Source organism: Ensifer canadensis (genome assembly GCF_017488845.2).
GTDB lineage: Bacteria > Pseudomonadota > Alphaproteobacteria > Rhizobiales > Rhizobiaceae > Ensifer > Ensifer canadensis.
In genome coordinates, this window is the sequence record NZ_CP083373.1 from 293477 (window position 1) to 316728 (window position 23252).

At 59.4% G+C, this 23252-nt stretch carries 19 protein-coding genes and 2 pseudogenes; 6 read left to right on the plus strand and 15 right to left on the minus strand.

The window, feature by feature from the left end; all coding sequences use genetic code 11:
- The first annotated feature begins 15 nt into the window (after positions 1-15).
- The 3 genes from J3R84_RS31045 to J3R84_RS31055 all read left to right on the plus strand — a co-directional run bounded on the left by J3R84_RS31045 (position 16) and on the right by J3R84_RS31055 (position 4506).
- Entirely contained in the window at positions 16-2862 is a 2847-nt protein-coding gene (locus J3R84_RS31045; RefSeq protein WP_057220451.1) for an ATP-binding protein, read from the plus strand.
- Between the two features lie 973 nt (positions 2863-3835).
- On the plus strand, positions 3836-4090 hold the full coding sequence (locus J3R84_RS31050) for a FitA-like ribbon-helix-helix domain-containing protein (RefSeq protein WP_057220453.1): 255 nt from the start codon (positions 3836-3838) through the stop codon (positions 4088-4090).
- Positions 4087-4506: a type II toxin-antitoxin system VapC family toxin gene (locus J3R84_RS31055; protein ID WP_203529914.1), complete on the plus strand. Its 420-nt coding sequence runs from the start codon at positions 4087-4089 to the stop codon at positions 4504-4506. The genes J3R84_RS31050 and J3R84_RS31055 overlap by 4 nt, the downstream gene beginning before the upstream one ends.
- Positions 4507-4639: 133 nt before the next feature.
- On the opposite strand, the gene J3R84_RS31060 is transcribed toward J3R84_RS31055, so the two are convergent.
- On the minus strand, positions 4640-5383 hold the full coding sequence (locus tag J3R84_RS31060; protein WP_057210789.1) for a 3-keto-5-aminohexanoate cleavage protein: 744 nt from the start codon (positions 5381-5383) through the stop codon (positions 4640-4642).
- Positions 5384-5599: 216 nt separating this feature from the next.
- Between J3R84_RS31060 and J3R84_RS31065 the strand changes: the two are divergent.
- Positions 5600-6045, plus strand: a pseudogene (locus J3R84_RS31065) (hypothetical protein); the annotation flags it as partial.
- A gap of 26 nt (positions 6046-6071) precedes the next feature.
- Here J3R84_RS31065 and J3R84_RS31070 read toward each other — a convergent pair.
- The 8 genes from J3R84_RS31070 to J3R84_RS31105 all read right to left on the minus strand — a co-directional run bounded on the left by J3R84_RS31070 (position 6072) and on the right by J3R84_RS31105 (position 12861).
- Entirely contained in the window at positions 6072-6368 is a 297-nt protein-coding gene (locus J3R84_RS31070; RefSeq protein WP_203530171.1) for a type II toxin-antitoxin system RelE/ParE family toxin, read from the minus strand.
- Positions 6365-6631, minus strand: a complete 267-nt coding sequence (locus tag J3R84_RS31075) for a type II toxin-antitoxin system ParD family antitoxin (RefSeq protein ID WP_203530172.1) — start codon at positions 6629-6631, stop codon at positions 6365-6367. The genes J3R84_RS31070 and J3R84_RS31075 overlap by 4 nt, the downstream gene beginning before the upstream one ends.
- A 393-nt stretch (positions 6632-7024) precedes the next feature.
- Positions 7025-7303 (minus strand): hypothetical protein, encoded by a 279-nt coding sequence (locus tag J3R84_RS31080; protein WP_203530173.1) that lies wholly within the window; start codon positions 7301-7303, stop codon positions 7025-7027.
- 280 nt (positions 7304-7583) lie between these two features.
- On the minus strand, positions 7584-8756 hold the full coding sequence (locus J3R84_RS31085; RefSeq protein WP_203530174.1) for a Fic family protein: 1173 nt from the start codon (positions 8754-8756) through the stop codon (positions 7584-7586).
- Positions 8757-9456: 700 nt separating this feature from the next.
- Positions 9457-10665 (minus strand): IS91 family transposase, encoded by a 1209-nt coding sequence (locus tag J3R84_RS31090; RefSeq protein WP_057211164.1) that lies wholly within the window; start codon positions 10663-10665, stop codon positions 9457-9459.
- A 10-nt stretch (positions 10666-10675) separates the two neighbouring features.
- Positions 10676-11584, minus strand: a complete 909-nt coding sequence (locus tag J3R84_RS31095) for a tyrosine-type recombinase/integrase (protein ID WP_203530198.1) — start codon at positions 11582-11584, stop codon at positions 10676-10678.
- A 167-nt stretch (positions 11585-11751) separates the two neighbouring features.
- A complete protein-coding gene (locus tag J3R84_RS31100) occupies positions 11752-12336 on the minus strand; it encodes a P-loop NTPase family protein (RefSeq protein ID WP_203530184.1) in 585 nt (194 codons plus the stop codon).
- A gap of 75 nt (positions 12337-12411) precedes the next feature.
- Positions 12412-12861 (minus strand): GNAT family N-acetyltransferase, encoded by a 450-nt coding sequence (locus tag J3R84_RS31105; RefSeq protein WP_239637604.1) that lies wholly within the window; start codon positions 12859-12861, stop codon positions 12412-12414.
- Positions 12862-13469: 608 nt separating this feature from the next.
- On the opposite strand from J3R84_RS31105, the gene J3R84_RS31110 reads away from it, so the two are divergent.
- Positions 13470-13691 (plus strand): hypothetical protein, encoded by a 222-nt coding sequence (locus J3R84_RS31110; RefSeq protein WP_207932902.1) that lies wholly within the window; start codon positions 13470-13472, stop codon positions 13689-13691.
- Positions 13692-13967: 276 nt separating this feature from the next.
- Here the strand turns inward: J3R84_RS31110 and J3R84_RS31115 are convergent, their stop codons facing one another.
- Positions 13968-15146, minus strand: coding sequence for an IS110 family RNA-guided transposase (locus J3R84_RS31115; protein WP_025429639.1), 1179 nt, complete (start codon positions 15144-15146; stop codon positions 13968-13970).
- Positions 15147-15228: 82 nt separating this feature from the next.
- Here J3R84_RS31115 and J3R84_RS31120 point away from each other — a divergent pair.
- Positions 15229-17019, plus strand: a pseudogene (locus J3R84_RS31120) (alkyl/aryl-sulfatase); the annotation flags it as partial.
- A gap of 168 nt (positions 17020-17187) precedes the next feature.
- Here the strand turns inward: J3R84_RS31120 and J3R84_RS31125 are convergent.
- From J3R84_RS31125 to J3R84_RS31145, 5 genes are read right to left on the minus strand one after another with little or no spacing between them, the layout of a single operon-like run.
- Positions 17188-19311, minus strand: coding sequence for a type IV secretory system conjugative DNA transfer family protein (locus tag J3R84_RS31125; protein ID WP_203529972.1), 2124 nt, complete (start codon positions 19309-19311; stop codon positions 17188-17190).
- Positions 19308-20306 carry a P-type DNA transfer ATPase VirB11 gene (virB11, locus tag J3R84_RS31130; protein WP_057216022.1) on the minus strand — a complete coding sequence of 333 codons (999 nt, stop codon included), beginning with the start codon at positions 20304-20306 and terminating at the stop codon, positions 19308-19310. Before virB11 ends, J3R84_RS31125 begins: the two co-directional genes overlap by 4 nt.
- Positions 20303-21724, minus strand: a complete 1422-nt coding sequence (virB10, locus tag J3R84_RS31135) for a type IV secretion system protein VirB10 (protein WP_057216025.1) — start codon at positions 21722-21724, stop codon at positions 20303-20305. Before virB10 ends, virB11 begins: the two co-directional genes overlap by 4 nt.
- Positions 21721-22503, minus strand: coding sequence for a TrbG/VirB9 family P-type conjugative transfer protein (locus J3R84_RS31140; RefSeq protein ID WP_057216028.1), 783 nt, complete (start codon positions 22501-22503; stop codon positions 21721-21723). Before J3R84_RS31140 ends, virB10 begins: the two co-directional genes overlap by 4 nt.
- Positions 22503-23210 (minus strand): VirB8 family type IV secretion system protein, encoded by a 708-nt coding sequence (locus J3R84_RS31145; RefSeq protein ID WP_057216106.1) that lies wholly within the window; start codon positions 23208-23210, stop codon positions 22503-22505. The genes J3R84_RS31140 and J3R84_RS31145 overlap by 1 nt, the downstream gene beginning before the upstream one ends.
- Positions 23211-23252 lie beyond the last annotated feature (42 nt).

The window sequence follows — 23252 nt, forward strand, 5'->3', positions numbered from 1 at the left end:
GCTGGGGCGAGCGACATGAACAGTTTCGGCGACGCCAATGCCGACGACCTGACTTTCGGTCCCTTCCGCTTGAGCATCGGCCAGCGCCTGCTTGCGAAAGACGGTGTTGCAGTCGACCTGGGCGCCCGTGCGCTCGACTTGCTGATAGCCCTGACCCTTGCGCCCAATGTCGTCGTTGCCAAGAAAGATCTGATGTCGTGCGTCTGGCCGGATGTGATCGTCGACGAAGGCAGCCTTCGTTTTCACATGACCGGATTGAGGAAAGCGCTGGGCGACGGACAGGACGGCGCGCGCTATATCACCACGGTTGCCGGAAGGGGCTATTGTTTCGTAGCACCGATCTCGCGATCCAGCCGCCTGCGACCAGCGTCCACCACTCCCGATTTCCGTCATGCCCTGTTGCCAGGCCGACTTGATCGAATGATCGGACGAGAGCAGGACGTTCTGCGCCTCGCGGAAAGGGTGATGACGTCGCGAATGGTCACCATCGTAGGCGTCGGCGGCGTCGGGAAGACCACGGTCGCCACTGCAGTCGCGCATCATCTCTCACCGACCTTCAACGGAGCTGTCCTGTTCGCCGATTACGGCATGTTGAGCGATCCGGGTCTGGTCGCGGCGGGGATCGCCTCGATGCTCGGCCTGCCCGTTGGATCCGAAGATGTCCGCCCCAGCCTGATCGCCTATCTCCGCGACAAGCAGATCCTGCTGATCCTCGATACCTGTGAGCACCTGATAGATGCCATTGCGGATCTCGCGGCAGCGATTGTCGACGCCGCTCCGCAGGTGTTTCTCCTCGCAACGAGCCGTGAAGCACTGAGAATCGAAGCTGAAAGCGTTTACCGCCTCGACACCCTCGCCTGCCCTCCAGATGATCCGGAACTTCCCACCGAGACAGTTCTCTCCTTTCCGGCCACGCGGCTGTTCATCGAACGCGCTGCGGCAAGCGGGGCGTCTCTTGAGCTCAGCGACCAGGACGTTCGCGTCGTAGCAAGCATCTGCCGGAAGCTCGACGGCATGGCGCTCGCACTGGAACTCGCCGCGCGCCGCGTCGAGAGCTATGGTCTCACCCAGACCGCCACGCTTCTCGATCGGCATTTGACACTCGGATGGACGGGATCTCGAACAGCACCGCCGCGACAAAAAACGCTGCAGGCAACGCTCGACTGGAGCTTCGGGCTCCTCACGGAGGTGGAACGCCTCGTACTTCGGCGACTGGCAGTCTTTGTCGGTGACTTCACACTTGATGCCGCACTGGAAGTGATTTCCACCTCCGAGATGCATCCGCCGTCCGTCTTCGAAGCGATCGACAATCTCGTTGCCAAATCATTGCTCGCAACCCATCCCCTCGGCGCGACGATGCGTTACCGCCTATTGGACACGACACGGGCCTATGCCCTGCAATCCCAGACCCAAGAGGATCAAGCCGGATTAGGTGCGCGCCACGCGATCTATTATCAACGTTGGCTCGAGCAATTCGGCCCGGATTGGCCGACGTTGTCGACAGGGCCTGAGCGGCTGCCGTATTTCGTAAGCATCAACAATGTACGCACGGCACTGGAGTGGTGCTTCGGGGAACACGGCGACATCAACGTTGGCGTTAGGCTTGCGGCCGCGGCCGCATCGGTCTTCCAGATCATGTCGCTGTTTCCCGAGTGCCAGCGATGGTCGGAACGTGCCCTTCTCGCGCTGGATGACAAGTCGAAAGGCAGCGTCGAGGAGATGCACCTGCAAGCGGGTCTTGGAATTTCCCGAATGTACCTTCAAGGCGGCCGCGAAACCTCACAAGCCGCCCTCGTTCGCAGCCTGCAAATCGCGGAAGAGCGAGGCAGTGCGCTCGATCAATTGCGTATCTTGGGCCCGTTAAGCATGTTGAGCCTGCGCATCGGCGATTTTAATGCCGCCCTTCACTACGCGCGCCGTTGCTCTGCAATCGCCATGACGGTGGACGATCCTGCCACGGTTGAACTGGGTCGCTTTTTTCTCGGAAACTCGCTGCATTTCACGGGCGATTTGGCCAACGCCAGGATTGAGCTCGAGGCGGCAGCGAGAAGCCAACCGCGGTCGCAAAGAACCGCTGCCAGCTATGTTGGCTTCGAAGGAAAACACCTCGCAGGCGGGATTCTGGCTCGAAACCTCTGGCTCCAAGGCTATCCGGAGCAGGCTGAGCTTCGGGCGCGCGAGGCGATCAGCGATGCAGCCAAGCTGGATCATTCCCTGACCCTGTGCATCGCGCTTCTGGGCGGCATTGCTGTCTTCCTGTGGCGCGACGACCTACCCAGTGCCGAAGAGCATATTGAATGGTTGATCTCGCGGGCAGGACTGCATTTCCTCTCACCGTACGTGTCCGTAGCTCAAGGTTTCCAGGGCGAAGTAGCCGTCCGCCGTGGAGACGTGAAAGCCGGGATCGAGACGATTCGTCGATGCATCGAGAAGCTTCATCTGGCGACCTACGAGGTGTTCACAACCATGCTAGAGATCGCACTCGTCAAGGGATTGGTGGCGATCGGTGAGTTCGACGAAGGCTTGACCAGGATCAACCGAACTATCGAGTCTGTCGAGAAAAATGGAGACCTGTGTTACCTGCCCGAACTGCTGCGCGTTAAGGCGAGATTGTTGTCATCGACGCATTCTTCAGATGAAGATGTTGAGGCGTGCCTGACGTTGGCGATCGGAAAAAGTGCAACCATGGGCGCCCGTGCCTGGGAGCTGCGGGCCGCAACCGATCTCGCTGCTCTCTGGCTTGATGATGGCCGGCTGCGTGAGGCGCGAATATTGTTGCAGCCAATTTTCGAGCGGATTGATGAAGATTCGGATACGACGGATGTCAAGGCGGCGAGAGTATTATTGCAGAGGCTATTATAGGTCACAGCGCAGGCAAGGTTGTTGTCGGCACTGAGGTGGCCAACGCACCGGTTTCGCGTTTGCGTTCCATCGGATTGTTCACATAACGCGGAGCGATTTTGATGCGTTGTGCTCGCGTCTGGCGCTCTTGACCATTGAATATCGATGAAACCACAGCAGCGAAATTTTATCGTCGAAGTGAAGTCGGGCCGTCGGCGTTCGGCAGTCCGACCAGCCTCCATTTGGGGTGATACCGATCTGAAGGCGCTGGTGAGGCCGAGAGCGAAGCGCCGCATCTCTTCGCAGCTGTCGGTCAAACCGTCTGCGCCGCGGCAGAGCGCCGAAGGCTGCGATCAAATCGGGGGCACAGTCAGTGGAACTCTACCAGTCGCCGGACCTGCAGCCGTGGCAGAAGAGGCTGTTGTCCTGCCGGCTCACTCCGAAGAGGCTTCGGGCTCGCTCGTAAACGCGATACTTCCGATTAAGGCGCTGCAGGTTCCGAAGCGTCCTCGTCCAACGCGTTTCGTGCGCAGCCCACGAAGCAAGAAGGTGGCGACTGCCGTTCCAGTCGCGGTGGACGAGCTCGCTGCGCTCGAGGAAGAAAACCGCAGACTGAAAGGGCTTCTGGCTCGGCGGGTTCGACAGGAGAATGCTCTGCTTCGAAAGATGCTTGAGCGGTTTGGCGCAAACTAAGACACGCGCGCCTTCGCGCTTCATCTTCAGGAAGTGCGGTATCGCCCTTGATCGGCAATTGGCTCGGCGGCTCTCGGTTGGCCAACAACAGGTGGCGGACGCTTCTTGATGGGGGTCTGTTCGCTAGTGCCTCGACAGTCGCATAATGTATCGACGGGTACTTGGGCGTGGCCTTGACCGTGACCGAGCCATAGAAGCCGGGCTGAAAGCCAACGCTCAAGAATCTCAAACTCCGAAACTCGCAGAATGACTGCAACGGAACTATATTGCAGTCAATGAAGGCGATTGCGAGGGTCTGACTATGGCTATCCTGACAGTACGAAATGTACCTGATGAAGTGCACCGGGCTTTACGCGTCCGAGCGGCGCTTCACGGCCGTAGCACAGAGGCGGAAGTCCGCGAGATTCTGGAACGTGCGGTAAAGCCCGAACAGCGTGTTCGCATCGGCGATGCCTTGGCCGAGTTGAGCGGGCGGCTTGGATTGACCAATGATGATTTCGAAGTGTTCGACCAGATGCGAGAGAAAGCGCCGGCGGAGCCAATGAGGTTTGAATGATCGTCCTGGACACGAATGTCGTCTCGGAGGCGATGAAGCCGGCCCCGGATTTGGCTATACGCAATTGGTTGAATGACCAGGTAGCCGAAACCTTGTATCTGTCCAGTGTAACGCTGGCGGAGCTACTGTTTGGCATCGCTGCGCTACCGGAGGGCCGGCGCAAAAAGGCGTTGGCCGACACGCTTGATGGCCTGCTCGAACTGTTCGACGATCGCGTGTTGTCATTCGACACTGCGGCCGCTCGGCACTATGCGGACCTTGCGGCAACCGCGCGAGCAGGGGGGGAGGGATTCCCGGCACCTAATGGATATATTGCGGCTATTGCAGCCTCCAAGGGATTTACAATCGCGACACGCGATACGAGTCCCTTTGAGGCGGCAGGAGTCCCCGTCGTCAATCCTTGGAACCACCTATAGACTCGGCAAGGGGCGGGTCTCGGGTTCAACTGGGTTCAAGGCGAAGCATCGAAACTCACCTCGGAGACCGCAATGGGTGGTGAGAAGTCGCCCATGGCCAGCACACGGGACCGCCGAAATGCGGACGAAACTGTCATTCGAGCGAGGTGTTACCGTGCTGAAAGGAAGGCCGAAAGATTTGAAGCGCATCTGCCACGAGGTCGGCGTTCCCACCCGCTATTTCACCATTCGTAAGTTGGCACCCATCCTCCAATCCAACTCGCGTAGACCAGCGCCGTTGATGCGCGCGGTTGACGAAGTGCCAAACGGTCGCGTCGAACCCGTGTAGAAGGACTGGTCGTAGGATATTCGCCCGCTCAAGAACTTGCGCTATCCCATCCGCGATCGCGTCAGCCTTTCCAAGGTCCTGTTCTTCGATCTCGATGAGGATGCGGAAAGCTCGATGGCAATCCGGAAGCGTAACAAATCGCTCGGCATCCGCGACCGTGGCCAATCCCGCTTCGACGCCGACACCCATGCGGTGCAGCAACGCGATAAGCGCTGGAGCATCCCGCTCGGAGATATTGACGGAGGCGTAGTCGGGCAGCTGCCGCCAAGCAGAGATGCAGTCTCGCGTCTGCTTTTCGTCGCGTTCTATCCACGCGCCCGTTGACACCCCGACAAGACTTCCCGGACAAGCGCGCCGCACGGCGTATATCGCCTCATCGACCGCCAGGAGGCTCTCACGTCCGTCCGGGCCGCAGGGGTGTATGTGAAGTTCGGCAGCCCCCGCGGAGACGCACGCCGCACCGTCGAGGGCAATGGCATCCGCCGTGAGCGGTAGCCGCGGGTGATAGTCGCCAGGACGTGCACCGTTAAGGCAGGCTTGGACGATCATGTTGGTCTCCAGCATTTGTGGGGCCATGTTAGCTGTAGAGAGAAGGTCTGCAATGGGCTCATTCGAGCCGCTCATTGCGCCCCTCGCTGGCGACCGCTTGCGGTCGAAGGGAGCCGTTCGTCACGAGCCCCGTGCACGGCTTGTTGCGAGGATCTTCACGTTCTGGGCCAAAAACATCGCATAATGTATCGACTGAAACCGCATCTTTCCGCACGCGGAAGGGCGCTGATGAAGGAAATCCTCACTCTTGTCCAACTGCAGCAAGAGGGTGAGGTCCACATCGCCACCATCGGCGGCTTCGATCTCGTCTATGATGGCGAAAAATTCGGGCGTGGTGACAATTACTACCAGACGCTGCTTCAAAGGACTGGTGCTGATTGTGAGATCGAGTTGTCGGCGACCGTCACGTCGCTCGGTGTCATCTCGCGCCGCGAGCACGCACTCGACGGTTTCGGCCAAGAGCAGGAACGTTATCGCCAGAGGCTGGCGGAAATACCAGCGGCGGCTTTCCTCTTACCAGTCGCGGCAGAGTCTTCGCTTTTGCCGACGACCTGGCAGAGAAGCGTCAGAAATTGCGCGAGATCGAAGAGGCATTCGCGGCATCGGCACGGAAGGACGCTGGGCGGAGAAGATCGCCGCTTGGCTCGGTGGTTCGTGCGTGAGATCGTCTCTGATCGACCGACCGAAACTAATCACCGAACAGGATGGCGCCATAGTCGGTGGCGCCATGCAGGACATGGACGATGACCACCTTCGCGGTTTCGACGCGGTAGAAGATCAGGTGATTGCCATGAACGCGCCGGCGGATACCATGGTGCTCGTAGCGCGGGACGAGGGCGAAGCCGTTCGGCCTATCGACGAGATCCTCACACTTGCTCCGCAGCTCCCGGACGAATGAAAGGGCGTGTCGGGGATCGTCCGCAGCGATATAATCGGCGATCTGCTCAAGATCGCTTTCCGCCTCGTTGGAAAACTCAAGGATCATTCCGATTTATCGGCCTGATCAGCCATCGCACTGTATTTGGCCTCGAGTCGCACGAAAACGTCGCTCGCCGGCTTCGTTCGGCCCGCGTCGGCATCGGCAATGCCGCGCATCACGGAGGCATCCAGCGCGGCAAGCCGGGTCTCGCGGTCCTGGACCAGCCGCACACCTTCCCGCAGGACTTCGCTTTTCGAGCCATAACGACCTGTGTCGACGAGTTGCTGGATATAGCTTTCGAGCTGCTTTCCCAGATCGGCACTTATCATGCTGTACTCCATTGAATGTGATGGAAGTCAAGATAGGTCGTTTATCAACTGTTATCAATCCTCTTGGCGATCACCCGCATTCCCAATGCGTGAGGTGAAAGGGGAAAGTGGAAAGAAAGAGGAAATGGGGGAAAACCCCTCTCGCAGAACGGTCGACCCGTCGCCGCTTTCGCTCAACCGCTCCCTCCTCAACCCGGCCAGTCGTTCTCGCAAGACGCTCCGCCCCGCTCGCCCTGACCGGCAAGGTTGACGCCGGTTTGGGGGTCGATGTTGGCCAGGGAAATGAGGTCGCTGCCTCTGTTATCAAGTGCGTCGAGCGTTTTTCCGTCGGGCGGAAATGCTGCTCACCGCTAGCGTGTCAAATGGGGTTGTACGCGCAAGTCCTCGCCACGGTTACATCCGGGAGTTGCGGATCATATAGATACGATCGTCGTTGTAAGCCTTGTCGACGCGTACACGCGGTACGCCATCGATGCCGATGATCCAGTTTTCCGTCTTACCCCCATTTTTGGCGAGAAGTTGCTTTCCTCCTCCATCCGGCCGAACCGTGTAGAGATCGACGAGGGCGGGGGTCACGGTCTTTGGAGATAATGAGGCTGCGACCCTCGCTGGTGCGGGGCTGATCGCGATCGCGCAGATACGTGAGAACGGGACATACCAAAGAATTTCCAAGCGGTATTTCGGCTTCGACATTTATGGAGACTGAGATCTAATCGCATCAGCATGAACGACCTCTACCTGCTGCGTCTCGCCGACGAAGGAACTCCTGCACGACCTGACGTTTGAATTCAACGCTGTAACTGCGGTGTTTTGCCTTTCCGAAAACCCGGTAGGCGGTCGATCCCTCATCGCGACCTGTCTACTCCAAGGCGCGCACTCAACTCAAGACTGGGCCCCCGTGGGTGTTCTCGTCGACAGGCTTAAGATCGGATAATGTATCGAGGGGAACCGTTTAGCCGACAGCTCCGTCGCTGAGTATTTCCATGTAGGCGCGATAGACGAATACCCGGCCACGCCGTCGACCTGTTGCTTCTTCAACGATCCCGAGCCTCTGGAGTTGCTCGAGAGCCGCGTTGACGGTCGGCATTGTCAGGCCACTCCGCTTCATTGCCGTGGTCGCCGTCAGATAAGGACTTGTGCGCATGGTTTCGTGGATCTGGAGGACCGATCCCGTACGCTCAGATTCTCTTATGATGCGTTCGCGGTCGCCGTCGAATAGTCGTGCAATTTGGTTGGCGGTCTCAAACGCTTGTTCCGCTGTTTCGGCGATTCCGTCGAGAAAGAACTCGAGCCAAGCTTCCCAAGTACCGTATTCGCGGACTTCCTGCAGCAGGCGGTAATAATCGGCTCTGCGGGATTTAAAATAGAGGCTGAGGTAAAGCAGGGGTTGTCGAAGTACTCCCGTGGCGCAAAGGAACAGCGTGATCAGGAGTCGACCGAGACGGCCGTTGCCGTCCAGGAAAGGGTGGATGGTCTCAAACTGAACGTGAATGAGCCCCGCTTTGATCAGAGGTGGAATGTCTGGCGTGTCCGAATGAACGAACCTCTCCCATTCCCCGAGGCAGCTCATGACTTCATTGGGAGGTGGGGGCACAAACATGGCGTTTCCCGGCCGAGTTCCACCGATCCAGTTCTGGGACTTTCGGAATTCGCCAGGGCTCTTTGTCCCACCGCGGCCGCTGTCCAACAATCGCTGATGCATCTCCCGAATAAGGCGCAGGGATAATGGTAGTTGTTCCAGGCGCTCGAGGCCGAACATCATGGCGTCGACGTAATTGGAGACTTCGCGAATATCGTCGACGGGCTCGCCGCCAATCGCCTCTGTTTCGAAGCGAAGCAGGTCGGAAAGCGTCGATTGCGTCCCCTCTATCTGGGATGAAAGGACCGCCTCCTTGCGCACATACATGTAGAGGAACAGTTCCTTGTTCGGTAACAACACTGAAACACCGTCGAGCCGTCCGAGCGCACGCTCCGCTGCGCTGAGGCGAGTGAGCAGGCCCGTGATCGCGATTGGCGGAACTGGGGGAAGGGGAGGCGGCACAAACGCCTTGACGCGCTCGCCACCCGCAGCGGTTTCCACGAAGCGACCTAGTCGCCCGTTGGTGTTGGGGTCGTTTCTGACCATAGCCTTCCTGAGTCGATTGTTGTGCTGAAGTTAAATAGCACGGCGCCTTAATAAACGAAACGGCATTTTTGTTAATTAACGCATTCGCTTAATTAACGATAGGGCAATCGAAGCTGGTTCGAATCCTCAAGGCGAGGGATTGGAGACATCGGGCCTGGGGCGGCATGTTGCCGGCTGCCGGTCGTCTCAGTCGGGTGGAGAGTTCGCGATACCCGCTCTTGATCGGAACGCCCGGGAAGCGCATCAACCGCGGATACTTGGCCAGTTGACCCGAGCGTCTCCCCGACCGTCTGCGAGGAAACCCAACACAAAAAACGGACATTAGAGTTCTTGCCGCCTAGGTCTGGGATTGTGAAGGGTTTCGGATGCCGGCTATCCACGTGTTGGCCTGGCGCCGGGCCGGCGTCCGAAAGCCTCCAGAGAAAGAACCCGCGGGATGGAGAGGGCAGTTTTCCGGTCTATGGGGATTTGTGGTTTGCGTTGGGTGCTGGTCGGCCGATCTGATGCGGCTGACAGGTGGCAACGATCCTATTGGCGTTTGTGCCATCCTCGTCGCCGCCGCGCATGCTGTGGCATGGTCGTTGCAGGGCGGTCGATTCTGGTGTGTTTGGTTGCGCCGTTTGATGCGGGCGCACGAAGTCAGGCTTCCGGGGACGATGAGGTCCCTGGGTAGGAATGGTGCGTGGCGGGCGAGTCGCGGTCATGGCGTTTGCGCCCCGCTTGTTGAGGCGGCGGATGGCGGTGCTCGGGCGTCGTTGCCGCGCTCGATGGTCTCGATGATGATCATGCGCCCGCCGCAGCAGGGACAAGATGGCCGCCAGTCGGCCTGGGCAGCGGCGTCGGCATCATCGGATCGGCGGACTTCAGGCTGGAGCGCGGCGAGAAGCATGCGGGCGCGCGCGATATTTTCCGCGCAGCCGGCGCTGGCAAGTAGTCCATAGTGGCGGATGCGGTGGAAGCCTTTGGGCAATACGTGGAGCAGAAAGCGGCGGATGAACTCATCTGGATCGAGCGTCATGGTCCGGTAGCGCTCATGCCCGTCGCGGCGGTAGTCCTTGACGCGGAACGTCACGCCGGTCTCGTCAAGCGCGATCAGCCGGCTATTGGAGATGGCGACGCGATGGGTGTAGCGCGACAGATACGCCAGAACGGCCTCGGGTCCGGCGAAGGGTGACTTGGCGTAGACGAACCAATTCTTCCTTCTGAGCGGCACCAGGAATTTAACAAAGGTGCTGCGCTCGCTGAAGCGAGCATGATCGCCGAAGAACGTCAGCCGGCCGGCGGCATGGGCCTCAGTCAGCTTCGCCAGGAAGAGCCGCCGGAACAGCCTTGAGAGCACGCGCACGGGCAGGAGGAAGCCGGGCCGGCAGGACACCCATCGCTCACCATCGAGCGCGATGCCGCCGCCGGGCACGATCATGTGGACATGCGGATGATGGGTCATCGCCGAGCCCCACGTATGCAGCACGGCGGTGATGCCGATGTGGGCGCCCAGGTGCTTGGGATCGGCCGCGATGGTGAGCATGGCCTGCGCGGCGGCATGGAACAGGAGACCATAAATGACCGCCTTGTTGTGAAAGGCGATGTCGGCGATCTCGACCGGCAGTGTGAAGACGACATGGAAGTAGCCGACGGGCAGCAGATCGGCCTGGCGCGCGGCGAGCCATTCCCTTGCCGCCGCATCCTGGCACTTGGGGCAGTGCCGATTGCGGCAACTGTTGTAGGCGATGCGGCTATGGCCGCAGTCCTCGCATGCCTCGACGTGACCGCCGAGGGCTGCGGTGCGGCAGTTCTCGATCGCCGCCATCACCTTCAACTGGCCGAGGCTCAAGTGACCGGCATGGGCCGTGCGCCAGGCGGCGCCATGACGATGGAAGATATCGGCGACCTCTAGGAGCGGACGGCTCATCGCCGCCGCGTCACGCGCCCGGTCTGGTCTCGTCCTTTGCCAGAAGGCTGATCCGGTCGAGCGGGCTCATCACGGCGCGGATGGTCTTGGTGGCGACGCGGGCATAGAGCGCGGTCGTATCAAGTTTGGCATGGCCGAGCAGGACCTGGATGACGCGGATGTCGACGTCCTGCTCCAGCAGATGTGTGGCGAAGCTGTGGCGCAGCGTGTGCGGCGTCACCCGCTTCTTGATCTTGGCGGTTTCCGCGGCCGTATGGACGGCGCGGTTCATCTGCCGCGTGGAGAGTGGCGTGATCGGGCTGCGGCCCGGAAACTGCCAGCCCTGTGGCAGCATGACGCCGCGGCGCTTGCCCTCGCGCCACCAAGCGCGCAGCAACTCGAGCAGTTGCGGCGACAGCATGGCGTGGCGATCCTTGCGCCCCTTGCCTTGCTCGACGCGGATCAACATGCGCGTCGAGTCGATATCGCTCACCTTGAGCGCCACGATCTCCGACACCCGCAATCCGGCGCCATAGGCCGTGCTGAGAGCAGCCTTGTACTTCGGCCCCGGTGCGGCTTCGAGCAGCCGCGCCACTTCCTCGATGCTCAGCACCAGCGGCAGCTTGCGCGGCTGATGGATCAGGGTCAGGCGGCGAGACAGATCGGGCCGGTCGATCGTCACGGTGAAGAAGAAGCGCAGCGCCGAGACCGAACTGTTGATGCTCGGCGGATGCATGCCCATCTGGGTTTGGTGCAACTGGAACCGGCGCAGATCTTCAGCCGTCGCCGTGTCCGGGGAACGGCCGATGAAGGTGGCAAGTGCCTTCACGCAACGGATATAGTCACGGCGCGTGTCCTCGGTGAAGCCGCGCATGGACATGTCTTCGATCATGCGCTCACGAAGCGCGCTGCCGGACGGATGTGAATGGGGGACGGTCATCGGATGCTCCTCTCAAGCTGAAGGTTGACCCCTTCATGCTCGGAGGTCTTCGTCCGCCCGTCACCTCTGATCGATCAAAGCCTCACCGATGCCGTCAACGAGGCACACGTCTCAAGGCCCGCGCCTTCCCTCCCGCGCGAGCGGGTTCGTTCTGTGACCCGAAGCGGTCATCCGCCTTTTCGAGCGTGAGGTTGCGAAGCTAGTTGAAGGAGCCGATCCATCTCGCGATGCGAGTGGAGCACGGCTACCGGAACATTCGGCCCGTAACGCTCTATTTGCTTGATGAAAATAGGTGCGTATTTTTTCTCGAAGTTCCAGATATAGGAGAGGAACTCGCGATCTGGCAGTGGCTCAGGACAACCATCAGCCATCGCTGGTCGAACGGAGCCGTAGAAACGAGAAACCCTCTTCAATAAACCGAGGAGCGCGACCCGTCGGGGAACACGCACCCACAGAACTAGATCAGTTTGCGGCAATCTGATGTCGAAGGAAGACGCTCCACTGCCGTCCATAACCCATCGGCTCCGATGGACCATATCAGCGATGATTTCTCTCTGTTCCCGCGGATCACGCTCTACCCAGCCAGGAAGCCACCGCACATCTCGGTCGAGTGATTGAAATTCTAGGCCAAATGACTCTGCAATCTTGGCGGAGAACGTTGTCTTGCCGCCACCAGAACATCCAATGACAAGAACGCGCCCGACTGTCGCCAAAAGGTTAGCGGTTTCAGTCAACGATACATATCGAGGCATGCAAACTCGCCTTGCCGAAAGTTAGACCAACATGCGTGCGTGAGTCCGCTTATGCATTTTCTTTAACCGCGGCAATCAACAGCTGATGGAAAACAGGTTTAATCCAGACACCTCGCTTTCGATTTGCTTGAAGCCACGTGCAAGGTAGTAAGGCGAGTTGTCAGGCGTTGCACAGAGATAGCAAAATGCGTGTCCCCGCGCCGAAGCCTCTTTTCGAGCAGCGTCCATCAACTTCGCGGCGATACCGTTTCGTCGCATCTCCGGCTCAACCCAAAGAGCGGCAATCCACGGCGTGTATTGTGGCCGGTCATCAAGGTCATCTTCGATCAACAAGACTGATCCGACGTACTCGCCTTGCTCATGGGCGACAAGAGCGAGCGGAATGCCTTCGCCCTCAATCATTTGGTCAAGGTGAGCCCGATATTCGGCTAAAGACACTTCGCTCCCAGTCCACCACGCATTCCAAGCACGGTCAGCGATGATGTCCGCGCAAGTCGGAAGGGCTGTAAGATCGCAAATTTCCACTGAACATCCTCCGGAGCGGCTTTCGAAGCGACCGCAGGGTCACAAGGGGCGTGTGGTATCGTGCAACACCCAGACGAGCAAGGGGCGTTCGGTTCTGGCGCAATCAAGCCGTCCAGCCCTGTCGCTGGTGACGTCTGCTTTCGGGCAGCGGCCAAGTTGGTCTCTACGGCGGAGTTGACGGCGCAAATCCGCCGTCCCTGCTTAACGAATTAGTTGTCCGCTTCGGACTACCAAATCGTGTCCGTAGCCAAAGTGCCCAGTGATTGAAGGGGGTTCTTCACGAGCGCGTTGCACGGCTTGTTGCTGCGATGTTCGCCTTTGGCGTCTAAGATCGCGTAATGTATCGTTTGGAATAAGCACCTCGGCGCCGCTTTAAACGTTTCGAGAATTTTCAAAGCCATTGAACTGCTTCGTCGACGGGCAATCGCCACGCCTGATGTATCTAACATTATCGTTACAATTAACAGTAACGTACTTTCCCCACCCCCCGTGCAGCGGCGATAGCTGTTGGGAGGAAGCTCAGCGAGGCTTTCGCAAACTGCAGTCTCTATCGATGGTGGTAGCGCCACCGCGAGCATCTCATCTGAATACAATCGGGAGAAGTGAGAATGCGAATTCAGCGATATTTATCTAGCTTGTCGATCATTGCCATCATTGCGGCCACTGCAATGCCCGTCCATGCACAAAGTCCACAGCCGCAAAAGGACGCGACGGAGGCAACGAAAGTTGCCAATGGCAAACTGCTGCAACAACTTCCTTTCAGCGACACGACTGATTTCGAGGATGCCAAACGCGGCTCACATGGGGAACTTCGGGTCAAGAACTTTTAAAGGTCCATCGCATGTTTCCTTCGGTCGCTCTTTCGGCATCCAAGGCTGAGCCTGTTCGCGTGAACGGGCCTGTTTCCATTGCCGGTTCAAACTCACATTCGGTCGCCGCGCCGAGCGGCTGCACCATCATTCCGCTTGCGTTGCGGCAAAGGCTCAGGAGGACGAGACCATTCTTAGTAGCGGCGTTTGAAGCCATGTCGCGGATCGGTTCGTCCCCCTGGATCCGCCAGGATTGATCGCTCCTGGAAGATTAGAGAATGTGGCTTGTGTGCATTGTCAGGCCGTCTTTAACACCGCGCCCTCGATGACAACGCCGGCGATCACATATTTCCATAGAGCAACCAACAATTTGCGTGCCAGCGCCACGATCGCGCTCTTCTTCGCGCGCCCACCGCTGGATTGCACGCGGGCCGTAAACCACTGGCTCAACGCTGATTGCGGCTGATGGCGCAACCACAACCACGACAGTTGGATCATCGTGGTACGCAGGCGCGGGTTGCCCGCCTTCGAGACGCCTTGCTCGTGATCGATGGTTCCACTCTGCCAGGGTGTCGGTGCCAGCCCCGCGTACGCAGCAACCTGTCGCCGGTTGTCAAAATGGCGAAACAGCCCTTCGGTCCAGAGAACAGCCGCGAATTCCAGACCAATGCCTTTGACTTCGCACAACATCGCCCCAGTTGGGATCAGCGTTGCCGCCACGCTGTTCTTTTGCGCCGCCAGGAGCGTATCGCGCTCGTTCTCCACCGCTGTAATTTGCTCTAGCAACAATTCAAGGCGATCAAGTTCACGGCTTATTTGAGTTTTGAGGTGGGTCGGCAAAGGACGGCCATCACCCGTGTGAAGCTCGTCCAGTTGCTTGCGCCGGTTCTTGCGCAGCGGCTCGTAACCACTTATGCCCTGACCGAAGAGCAGGCCTTTAATGCGATTGACATGTTTGACGCGCTCGGCGATCAGAACCTTGCGCTCCCGGCAAAGGCGACGGCGATCTTCTTCCTCGGGGCTTGGCGCATTGACCATGGCGCACACCCGTGGCTCTCCGCGTTTGAAGGCCAACAGCGCTCGGACCAGCGCCTCACCATCCAATTTGTCCGTCTTCGCTCGCCGGCGCCTGCGCGAGGTTGCTATCGAGGCTGGATCGACGACGTAACTTTCTATCCCGTTCGCCTTCAGCACACGATCGATCCAGAAGCCGTCAAGCCCGGCTTCCTGAATGCTCACGATCGGAACCTGATTGCCCGTACGAGATCGCACCTTCTCCTGGAGCTGAGTAAAACGACCCAGCAATGCCGTCACATCGCCGCCAACCACAGAGTGCTTCGACATCTTCTCGCCGTTTCCCGGCGACAACGATGTGATCAGCCAGGTTGAGCGAGAGAGTTCCAACGACACGAAAATTGCGGCAAGATCAGTGCGGATAGCGGTCGGCGAATGCGGTTGGGAAGTTCCAGCTTCCATGACGGCGTCTCCTATGAGGTGAGTGCGTTATTGCAGCCTCACTCTGCCAGAGCGCCGGCCGCTATTCACTCCCCATGGAATCTTAGTCGCTCCCTTGCCGAGCGAACTTATCAAGGGAGAGAGCGGGAACGCGATCTGGAACCCTGAACAGTACGGCTTCATCAAGGAAGGGGCCGAAGCGCCGGCGACCGTCAATCCTAGCCTTTGGCGGCAGTCGCAGCTCATCAACATGAGCGGCCTGTTTGAAGTAACCGACGGGATCTATCAGGTCCGCAACCTCGATCTTTCCAATATGACGATCATTGAAGGCACCGAGGGCATCACCATTGTCGACCCGCTCGTCTCTGCCGAGACGGCAAAGGTTGCCATCGACCTCTACTTCAAGAACCGGGGCACCAAGCCTGTGAAGGCCGTCATCTACACGCACAGCCATGTCGACCACTACGGCGGCGTGCGCGGCGTGGTTTCAGAAGACGACGTCACCTCCGGCAAAGTTAAAATCTACGCTCCGGAAGGCTTCCTGGAAGCCGCTGTGGCGGAGAACGTGATGGCTGGTACGGCCATGAGCCGCCGGGCAAGCTACATGTACGGCAACCTGCTTGCGCCCGACCCGAAAGGCCAGGTCGGTGCTGGACTTGGCACCACGACATCGGCCGGAACGGTGACGCTCATTCCTCCGACCAACATCATCACCAAGACCGGTCAGAAAGAAACAATCGACGGCCTCACCTACGAATTCCTGATGGCCCCTGGCTCCGAAGCGCCTTCGGAAATGCTGTGGTACATCGAGGAGAAAAAGGCGATCTCGGCCGCCGAAGACGCGACCCACACGCTCCACAATACCTACTCGCTTCGTGGCGCCAAAATCCGCGAGCCTCTACCGTGGTCCAAGTATCTGAACGAGGCGCTCGTCATGTGGGGCGACAAGGCGGAGGTGATGTTTGCCCAACACCATTGGCCGACGTGGACCAACGAGAAGGTCGTGAACCTGCTTGAAAAGCAGCGCGATCTCTATCGCTACATCAATGACGAAACACTGCGCATGGTGAACCATGGGATGACTATGCGGGAAATCGCCGAGACGTTCAAACTGCCGCCTAGCCTAGATAATTTCTGGGCAAACCGCGGCTATTACGGCTCGATCTATCACGATGTCGCTGCCACATACGTGCTTTATCTCGGCTGGTTCGACGGCAATCCGTCGACGCTGCACGAACTTCCGCCGGTCGAAGCGAGCAAGAAATACGTCGAGTTCATGGGCGGTTCGGACGCCGTTCTGGACAAGGCGAAGAAGTCGTTCGAGGCGGGGGACTACCGCTGGGTTGCCCAGGTCGCAAACCATGTCGTCTTTGCCGATCCGAACAACCAGCCCGCCAAGGACCTCGTCGCCGATGCGCTGGAACAGCTCGGCTATCAGGCGGAGTCCGGACCCTGGCGCAACTTCTACCTGACGGGTGCAAAAGAGCTGCGCGAGGGTGTTAAAAAACTTCCGACGCCGAATACAGCGAGCCCGGACACCGTGCGTGCGATGTCGCTGGACCTGTTCTTCGACTATCTCGGCGTACGGCTCAATGCTGAAAAGGCCGGCGACGCTCACATCGTCCTCAATTTCGACTTTGGTGCCGATGGCAAGTATCTCGTCGAACTTGAGAACGGTGTCCTGAACAACACGAAAGACAAGCAGGCCGACGAGGCCGATGCCACCATCACCCTGACGCGAGCCGATCTAAACAGCATTGCGCTTGGGGAGACAAAACTCGACCAGGCCGTTTCCGACGGTAAGGTCAAGGTCGCCGGCGACAACGCCAAACTCGGCCAGCTCGTTTCCATGCTCGACAGTTTCGACTTCTGGTTCAACATAGTGACGCCGTGACATCACATGCTTCCCCTGCCGTCTGAAGGGGCGGCAGGAGGTCGCGCTTGTTAAGTGGGAGACCTGCTTGAGAGAACGCACGCGAGTTCGGGAGGCTTGCTTCGGTTTAATCGAGCAGGCTCCCCGTTCGAAAAACGCATCGATGTTTCACGCTTGGTAAAGTCACGACTATTCGTCAGCAAAAGCCGACGCGATCTCCTTTTTAACCTTCTTAGCCGCCCGTTTTTTTACGGGCGCTCTCTCGAATATGGTCAATATCCTTTCGAGGGATTTATCTGCTTCGGCCTTTCGCACCGCACTCTTTTTCATCGCTGATTTAAAGTCCGGTTCGCATCCCACTGAATTGACGCTGCGAGGTTCGTCGGCGTGCTTTGACGTATGAGAAGCATCTGGTAACTGGAAAATTTGCTCGGGTATCGATCTGCTCGACGGCACCATTATCACCGCTAAGCTTTTGGCCGCAAACTTCCCTCCAGGTGTTGTATCAGGGGGAGGTGGACTATCAGAACGCATGATATCTTCATGATGCCCAGTCGTGAAACTGGTTGCATCATTGGTGATGTGCTGGTTTTTCGGCCGGGGTATCTTCAACCACGCGCGTTTCATCAGTTGGTTGTCGGCATAGTAGAAATTCCGAACCCCAAAAATTGGTTGCTGATTTCGAAGCTTGATGATGCACCGCGTCTCGTTCAGTGAGCCCAGTTCGTCAGGGCGCATTAGGGGCCGCATCGTGGTCTTATGAGACATGGTCGCGCCCTTGCGATCGAACAGGGTCAAGCCCGTGGAAACGGCCTTGTCGACCGTCACTTCCTTCCGCTCGCCCAGCAGCTGCGAAATATACCGCTGATCCTCGGGATCCTGCGCTCCAAGGAAGATTTGAGCGCGAGCGGAGTTGACGAGCGTCTGACGGCCTTCGCGCGTATAGACGTTATCGATCGACCGGAGCGATTGGACAAAGAACCAGCAGGGAATGCCGTAGCCGCCGAGGACGGTCGCGACGGTGAGCGCGTTCTCCAGCTTGCCGAGGTTCTGGAATTCATCAAGCAGGACGAGCACGCGTCGCTCGTCACGCGCCATCATGTTTCGCGACATGTAATCCATGAACTGGACCATCAATACATTGAAGATCGGGCCGATCAAGCCGATCTGCTGGATGCGGAAATCCAGATAAAGGCTCATATTCTGCCGGCGCATGGTGCGGATGTCGAACGTCGATCGCGCCGTCGCCCGCAGGATCCGATTGTTCTTGAACGGCCGCACCGCTGCGGCGAGCGAGCCATAGACACCATCGAATTGCTTGCTGGCCATGACGGCGAAGCGAGCGAGGGTGGTGTATGTAAAGGGACTAATCCATTCGGCGCGAAGCTTAGAATTGGCGACTTCCTCCAACCACTCACGAAGCGGCTTGTTGCCGCCTTCGATCACATTGAGGACCGTTCCAAGGTTCTTATCCTTGTCGGAGACATCCGGATTTTCCAGTACCCATGACGTAACGCCGGCAAAGAGTGCGCGGGCGTCGGAGATCCAGTAAGCGTCGCCCTTCGGCGTCGGCAAAAGAGCCGTCGCGATGGAATTGATGTCGATATCGCGCTGGTCCGGGTCGATCGCGACGAAGTCGAGCGGGTTGTAGCATTCCGTATCGCCATTTTCGTCTGCCGGCGAGAAACGTAGCACGCGCGAGAATTTCGAACGATATCCGGCCGTGGCCTCATAGGTCTCGCCGCGGATGTCGAGCACGACGATGCTGTCCGGCCATAGCAGACAGTTCGGCACGATCAGCGATGCGCCTTTACCCGACCGTGGCGGTCCAATCACGAAGCCACCGACGTCATCCCCGTCGATCCAGAGCTTCTTTCCGCCGAACAGCATGGGCTTCATGAACCGACGTCGGCCGGACCCGCGCTGCGTGAATCCGCCCGGAACCTTCATCAAGTTGCCGCCGATCCGACCGACGAACACGCCACCGGTGCGCGTGAGGCCAAGGGCGCGGGCCTCCTGCGTACTGAGAAAGCGAGCGTCGGTCGATTTCTTCTTACCTGTTATGGCGGCAACAAGCACAGCGCCACCGGCGAACAGGCCAGTCGCGGCCGCTATCATCGGCCGATGCCAGTCACTGGCGGCGAGATCGAGCCGCGCCGCGCTATAGGATGCAAGGATATCGTCCTGCAGCGCCTGAAACATCCATGTCGAGTTGTCGAACGCATAGTAGAGGCCGGCATAGGCGAGCGAAGCGACGAACGAGGCTACGGCGGCGGCAATCACCAGCCCGAACAGCAGGATTGCCGGGTTCATAGCATGTCCCCCTTGGTAAAGACGATTTCAGAGACCACGCGGCGACCATCCGGAATGCGCGAGAGCTGGACAACGACAGGGATGACTTCCTTGAGGTAGTCGATAATCTCCTGCTTCTCGAGCGCAACGCCACTCTGCATGACCATGAGCGCCAAGCGGTCATAGGCCGAGCGCGCTGAGTTGGCGTGGACCGTTGTCAGCGATCCCGGATGGCCAGTATTGATCGCCTGAAGGAAGGAAAACGCCTCGGCGCCGCGAAGCTCGCCCAACATCAGCCGATCTGGACGCATGCGCAGTGAGGCTTCGAGTAGCTCCTGCGGCGTCACTTTGGCGCGGCCCTGGTCTCCCTTCGAGGCGAGCAATGCGACTGTGTTCGGGGTGATCGGCTTTAACTCGCGCGCGTCCTCGATGGTGACGATGCGCTCCTCTTCTGGAATCTCCTTGAGCAGTGCATTTAGGAAGGTCGTTTTGCCTGTCGACGTACCGCCGGATATGGCGATCGAAACTCGCGAGCGCACGGCAGTTTGAAGAAACTGCATGGCGTTGACCTCGCGCTTCATCATGGCTGCAAGCTCCTCCTCGGCCGTCGAGAGCCTGAGTTGCCGCCCGACCCTGGTATGCTCGAATGCGCCGCGGTTCTTGTAGACCTCCAGCCCTATGTCGTGGATGACCTGCTTGCGGATGGAGATCGCGCCGCCGTCGGGTGCGGCCGGCGGCAAAACACATTGGAAGCGCTCCCCGGTCGGAAGCCATGCCGACAGAATGGGATGCTCGTCGTTGACGACCTGGTTGGTAGAGCCGGCAACGCGCTCGCTCAAGGTCCGTATCCAATCGGCGGTGAACTGCGCATCGACCTCGCGTTCCATGCCGCCGACGCCGAGCCGCTCGATAAACAACTCGCCGGGGCGATTGACGGAGATTTCGGAGACTCGATCATCCGAAAGATAGGGCTTCAACCGCTCCAGCGCCTTTTCGAGAAAGGGGAACTGCTTCATTTGTGGATCGGCGCGATCGGATAATAGGGCGTCGAATCGACGTTGCGCCGGATTTGCCCGCCAAGCTTCAGCCGCATCATCTCCTGCCGGACCGGATCGGCATAGAAGTCGGAAAAATCAAGATCGCGCCGCAGATAGACGATAACCGACTCCCCCTGGGCGACATAGATCGTCGGCGGGATCTTCGAGCTTTCCTTGAAAGCCTCGTTGGCAATGTCTTGAAGGATCGCCGATGACTTCTCCGTGGCGATCGATCGCGCCTCCGCGGCCGTTCGGCTCGGTTCGGTTGTGATCGTCGTGACCGCGCCGGTGATCGGATCGACCGTCGAGATCGAACGAGCGCTTTCCGCCGCCGTGTCGCCGAGCGCCGAAACATATTCCGCCGCGCCGCCGATCACCGACAGCATGATCGCAGAACCGAAGCGTTCCCAGAAATGCGTGTCGATCTCGCCGGTGAGCCCGGCGCGGCCGAGACGGTCGGCGCCGGGCGAGGCGATCTCGACGGACAGGCCATCGGACCGGATCACGCGGGACCAGACGATGAAGATGCGCTTTTGGCCGCGCGCCAGGCCGGACTTGTATTCGCCGATGAGGCGAGAGCCTTTCGGAATGAGGACGCGACCGCCGTCGAGAGACCGGACATCCTCACGCACGACGGCTCGCACCATGCCGGGAAGGTCGGTGTTGATGGCCGTCTCCAGAAAGCCGCGGATCATCGTGCCCTGGGCCACAAGCGCGTCGGTCCGATCGAAGCGCGTCGCCTTCACGATGCTGACCGTCTGCTTTTCCGACTGAGCGAGGAACGCCTTGTTCGCATCGCTTTCTGCGCCGGGAACCGCGACGAGCTGGCCGTCGTCAGCAACCGTCACCGAGTGTTCGCCGGCCGACAGGCTTTCGCCGCCGGAGCCGTCGACGATAACCTGGTCCGAGCGGAGCCGCTCCCACCGTGCCTTTTCCTCCTCCTCCCGGCGCTTGGCCTCCAGCTCGGCCAGCCGAGCTTCCTCTTCGGCGCGCCGGCGCGCTTCCTCCATCCGAAGTCGTTCTTCCTCGGCGCGGCGACGCCCTTCTTCGAGCTGACGCAGTTTTTCCAGATCGTCGCCCGCGTTCACGGTAAGGTTGACCGCCGCGGACTCCACTGACTTCTTTTCGGCAGTCGGAATCTGCACAAGGTTCGGATCGGCCGCCTGCTTCAACGGTTCGTCGGGAAAGTTGCGGATGCTGGAGTTCGTCGTCTCGAAAGTCTCGCCTGAACCTTCGGTCAGGTTGGGGTTCTGCGGGCCGGTCGGCCAGTTGACATAGGCAAGCACACCGGCGCCGGCGACAAGCAGGAGGGGAAGGGCGAGCTTGCCGAGCCGGCCATTGCGGTCGCTGGCGACACTGCTTTGCCCGTCGAGGTGATCAAAATCGATCTTGCTCATCGCTGGCGCTCCTCTTTGCGGTCGAGGCGCTTCGGTCCATAGGCGTCTTCGATGAGATCGAAGGATTGGCGATTGGCCTGCCGATTGTAGAGGCAAAGCCATTTGTCGCCAGCGCGCAGTGTGAACTGCGCCCCGATCTTGTCGACGACGACGTATTTTCCCTGCGTGCGCAGGTTGACGAGGGATTCCTGGCGCTTGCCTTCGACGACGAAGATGGCGGGGATTTCGTCCGGAAATTCCAGATACATATGGGTGCCGTCATCGAAGGCGACCCGCGGCTTCAGGCTGGTATCGCCGCGGAAGACGTAATCGTAGTTCAGCCGGCTCGGGTCGAGATCCTTCAACAGGGGATCCTTGGCACTCTCCTGCGCGGCGGCCAACAGCCGGGCGTTGACATCCTCGTCGGGATATTTGAACCGAACCTGGAATGCAGCCCGAAGGTCGGCCGCGGCCGAGCCCTTCAGCAGAAGGGCGTAGATGCGCTGGTTGGTGACGATGTTGACGTTCGTCTCGGCGTTCTCGCGTAGCGGCTTGACGAAGAGGATCCCCGACCCCTTCTTCGGGACAATCGACCAGCTCGCCGTGTCGCCGGCCGAGATCGTCTCGATAACCTCGGAGCTTCCAAGCTGGATCATGGTCGAGACGCCGAGACCCGCAGGCACGGTCACGACCGCATTGTTGTTGAAGGTGATGTAGCGGATGCGGGGATCGGCCAGGGCTGGCGCTACCGCTACGGCAAGTAGCGATAGCGCCGCGAATGAAAGAAGAGATTTCCGCATCAGCGCGCCGCCTTGTCCGCCGGCAGAACTTCCGGCAGCGATTCCTGATCGCGCCGATACTCGGTGGCCTGGAAGCCAAGCGGGTTGTCGAAGCGATATTCGTTCTTTAGCGGCGCCGTCGTATAGCGGAAGCGGACCACCGAAACCCAGTGTTCGCGCCGAAGGGTGTTGTCGCGACGCGTCTCGGTTGAGAAGCGGACCGTCGCCGTGGAAGAGTTGAGGAACGAGACCGACTTTATGGTAACGGCGATGCGCGTATTGCGTCCGAGCATCTTGTCCTTCGACTGCGGGTTCGCGGGCTCGAAGTCGTGACGGAGATCCGAGGCGGCCTGGCCGGTCGAATAGAGCTGGGCTAGATCGTAATTGTCCTTGAGCGCCCGAGGGTCATAGGTCTCGCGCGCCCGGATATAGCGCACGATGTTCGCAGTCTTGACGGCGTCGTTTTCGGAAAGCTTGCTCTCGTTCAAGGAGCGGGCAACCTCCACGAAGCCAGTGGTTTTGTCGGCGATCACCACCACGGCCTCGAACTGCTTCAGTGGCACCAGCAGATTGAGGGCCGAGAGGCTGAGCAGTGTGGCTAAGCCAGCCACGGTCGCGACTGTCCATGCGATTTTCCGCGAGCGGCGCTCCTTGCGGTAGAGTTCCGCCTCCCATGATGCGCCTGCTACCCAGTAGGCGGTGAGATCGTTCGGCGGGGTTTTGGGCATATTCGCGCTTGCGTTGCTCATTGGGGTTTATCCGATGGTCCG

What these genes read in the sequence shown, in the direction of transcription:
- J3R84_RS31055 (WP_203529914.1), top strand. Translation starts at nt 4,087, where the DNA reads ATGATCGTCCTGGACACGAATGTCGTCTCGGAGGCGATGAAGCCGGCC.
- J3R84_RS31070 (WP_203530171.1), bottom strand. Translation starts at nt 6,368, where the DNA reads ATGATCCTTGAGTTTTCCAACGAGGCGGAAAGCGATCTTGAGCAGATC.
- virB10 (WP_057216025.1), bottom strand. Translation starts at nt 21,724, where the DNA reads ATGAGCAAGATCGATTTTGATCACCTCGACGGGCAAAGCAGTGTCGCC.
- J3R84_RS31115 (WP_025429639.1), bottom strand. Translation starts at nt 15,146, where the DNA reads ATGGAAGCTGGAACTTCCCAACCGCATTCGCCGACCGCTATCCGCACT.
- J3R84_RS31050 (WP_057220453.1), top strand. Translation starts at nt 3,836, where the DNA reads ATGGCTATCCTGACAGTACGAAATGTACCTGATGAAGTGCACCGGGCT.
- J3R84_RS31110 (WP_207932902.1), top strand. Translation starts at nt 13,470, where the DNA reads ATGCGAATTCAGCGATATTTATCTAGCTTGTCGATCATTGCCATCATT.
- virB11 (WP_057216022.1), bottom strand. Translation starts at nt 20,306, where the DNA reads ATGAAGCAGTTCCCCTTTCTCGAAAAGGCGCTGGAGCGGTTGAAGCCC.
- J3R84_RS31085 (WP_203530174.1), bottom strand. Translation starts at nt 8,756, where the DNA reads ATGGTCAGAAACGACCCCAACACCAACGGGCGACTAGGTCGCTTCGTG.
- J3R84_RS31140 (WP_057216028.1), bottom strand. Translation starts at nt 22,503, where the DNA reads ATGCGGAAATCTCTTCTTTCATTCGCGGCGCTATCGCTACTTGCCGTA.
- J3R84_RS31145 (WP_057216106.1), bottom strand. Translation starts at nt 23,210, where the DNA reads ATGCCCAAAACCCCGCCGAACGATCTCACCGCCTACTGGGTAGCAGGC.
- J3R84_RS31095 (WP_203530198.1), bottom strand. Translation starts at nt 11,584, where the DNA reads ATGACCGTCCCCCATTCACATCCGTCCGGCAGCGCGCTTCGTGAGCGC.
- J3R84_RS31100 (WP_203530184.1), bottom strand. Translation starts at nt 12,336, where the DNA reads ATGCCTCGATATGTATCGTTGACTGAAACCGCTAACCTTTTGGCGACA.
- J3R84_RS31075 (WP_203530172.1), bottom strand. Translation starts at nt 6,631, where the DNA reads ATGATAAGTGCCGATCTGGGAAAGCAGCTCGAAAGCTATATCCAGCAA.
- J3R84_RS31060 (WP_057210789.1), bottom strand. Translation starts at nt 5,383, where the DNA reads ATGATCGTCCAAGCCTGCCTTAACGGTGCACGTCCTGGCGACTATCAC.
- J3R84_RS31090 (WP_057211164.1), bottom strand. Translation starts at nt 10,665, where the DNA reads ATGAGCCGTCCGCTCCTAGAGGTCGCCGATATCTTCCATCGTCATGGC.
- J3R84_RS31125 (WP_203529972.1), bottom strand. Translation starts at nt 19,311, where the DNA reads ATGAACCCGGCAATCCTGCTGTTCGGGCTGGTGATTGCCGCCGCCGTA.
- J3R84_RS31045 (WP_057220451.1), top strand. Translation starts at nt 16, where the DNA reads ATGAACAGTTTCGGCGACGCCAATGCCGACGACCTGACTTTCGGTCCC.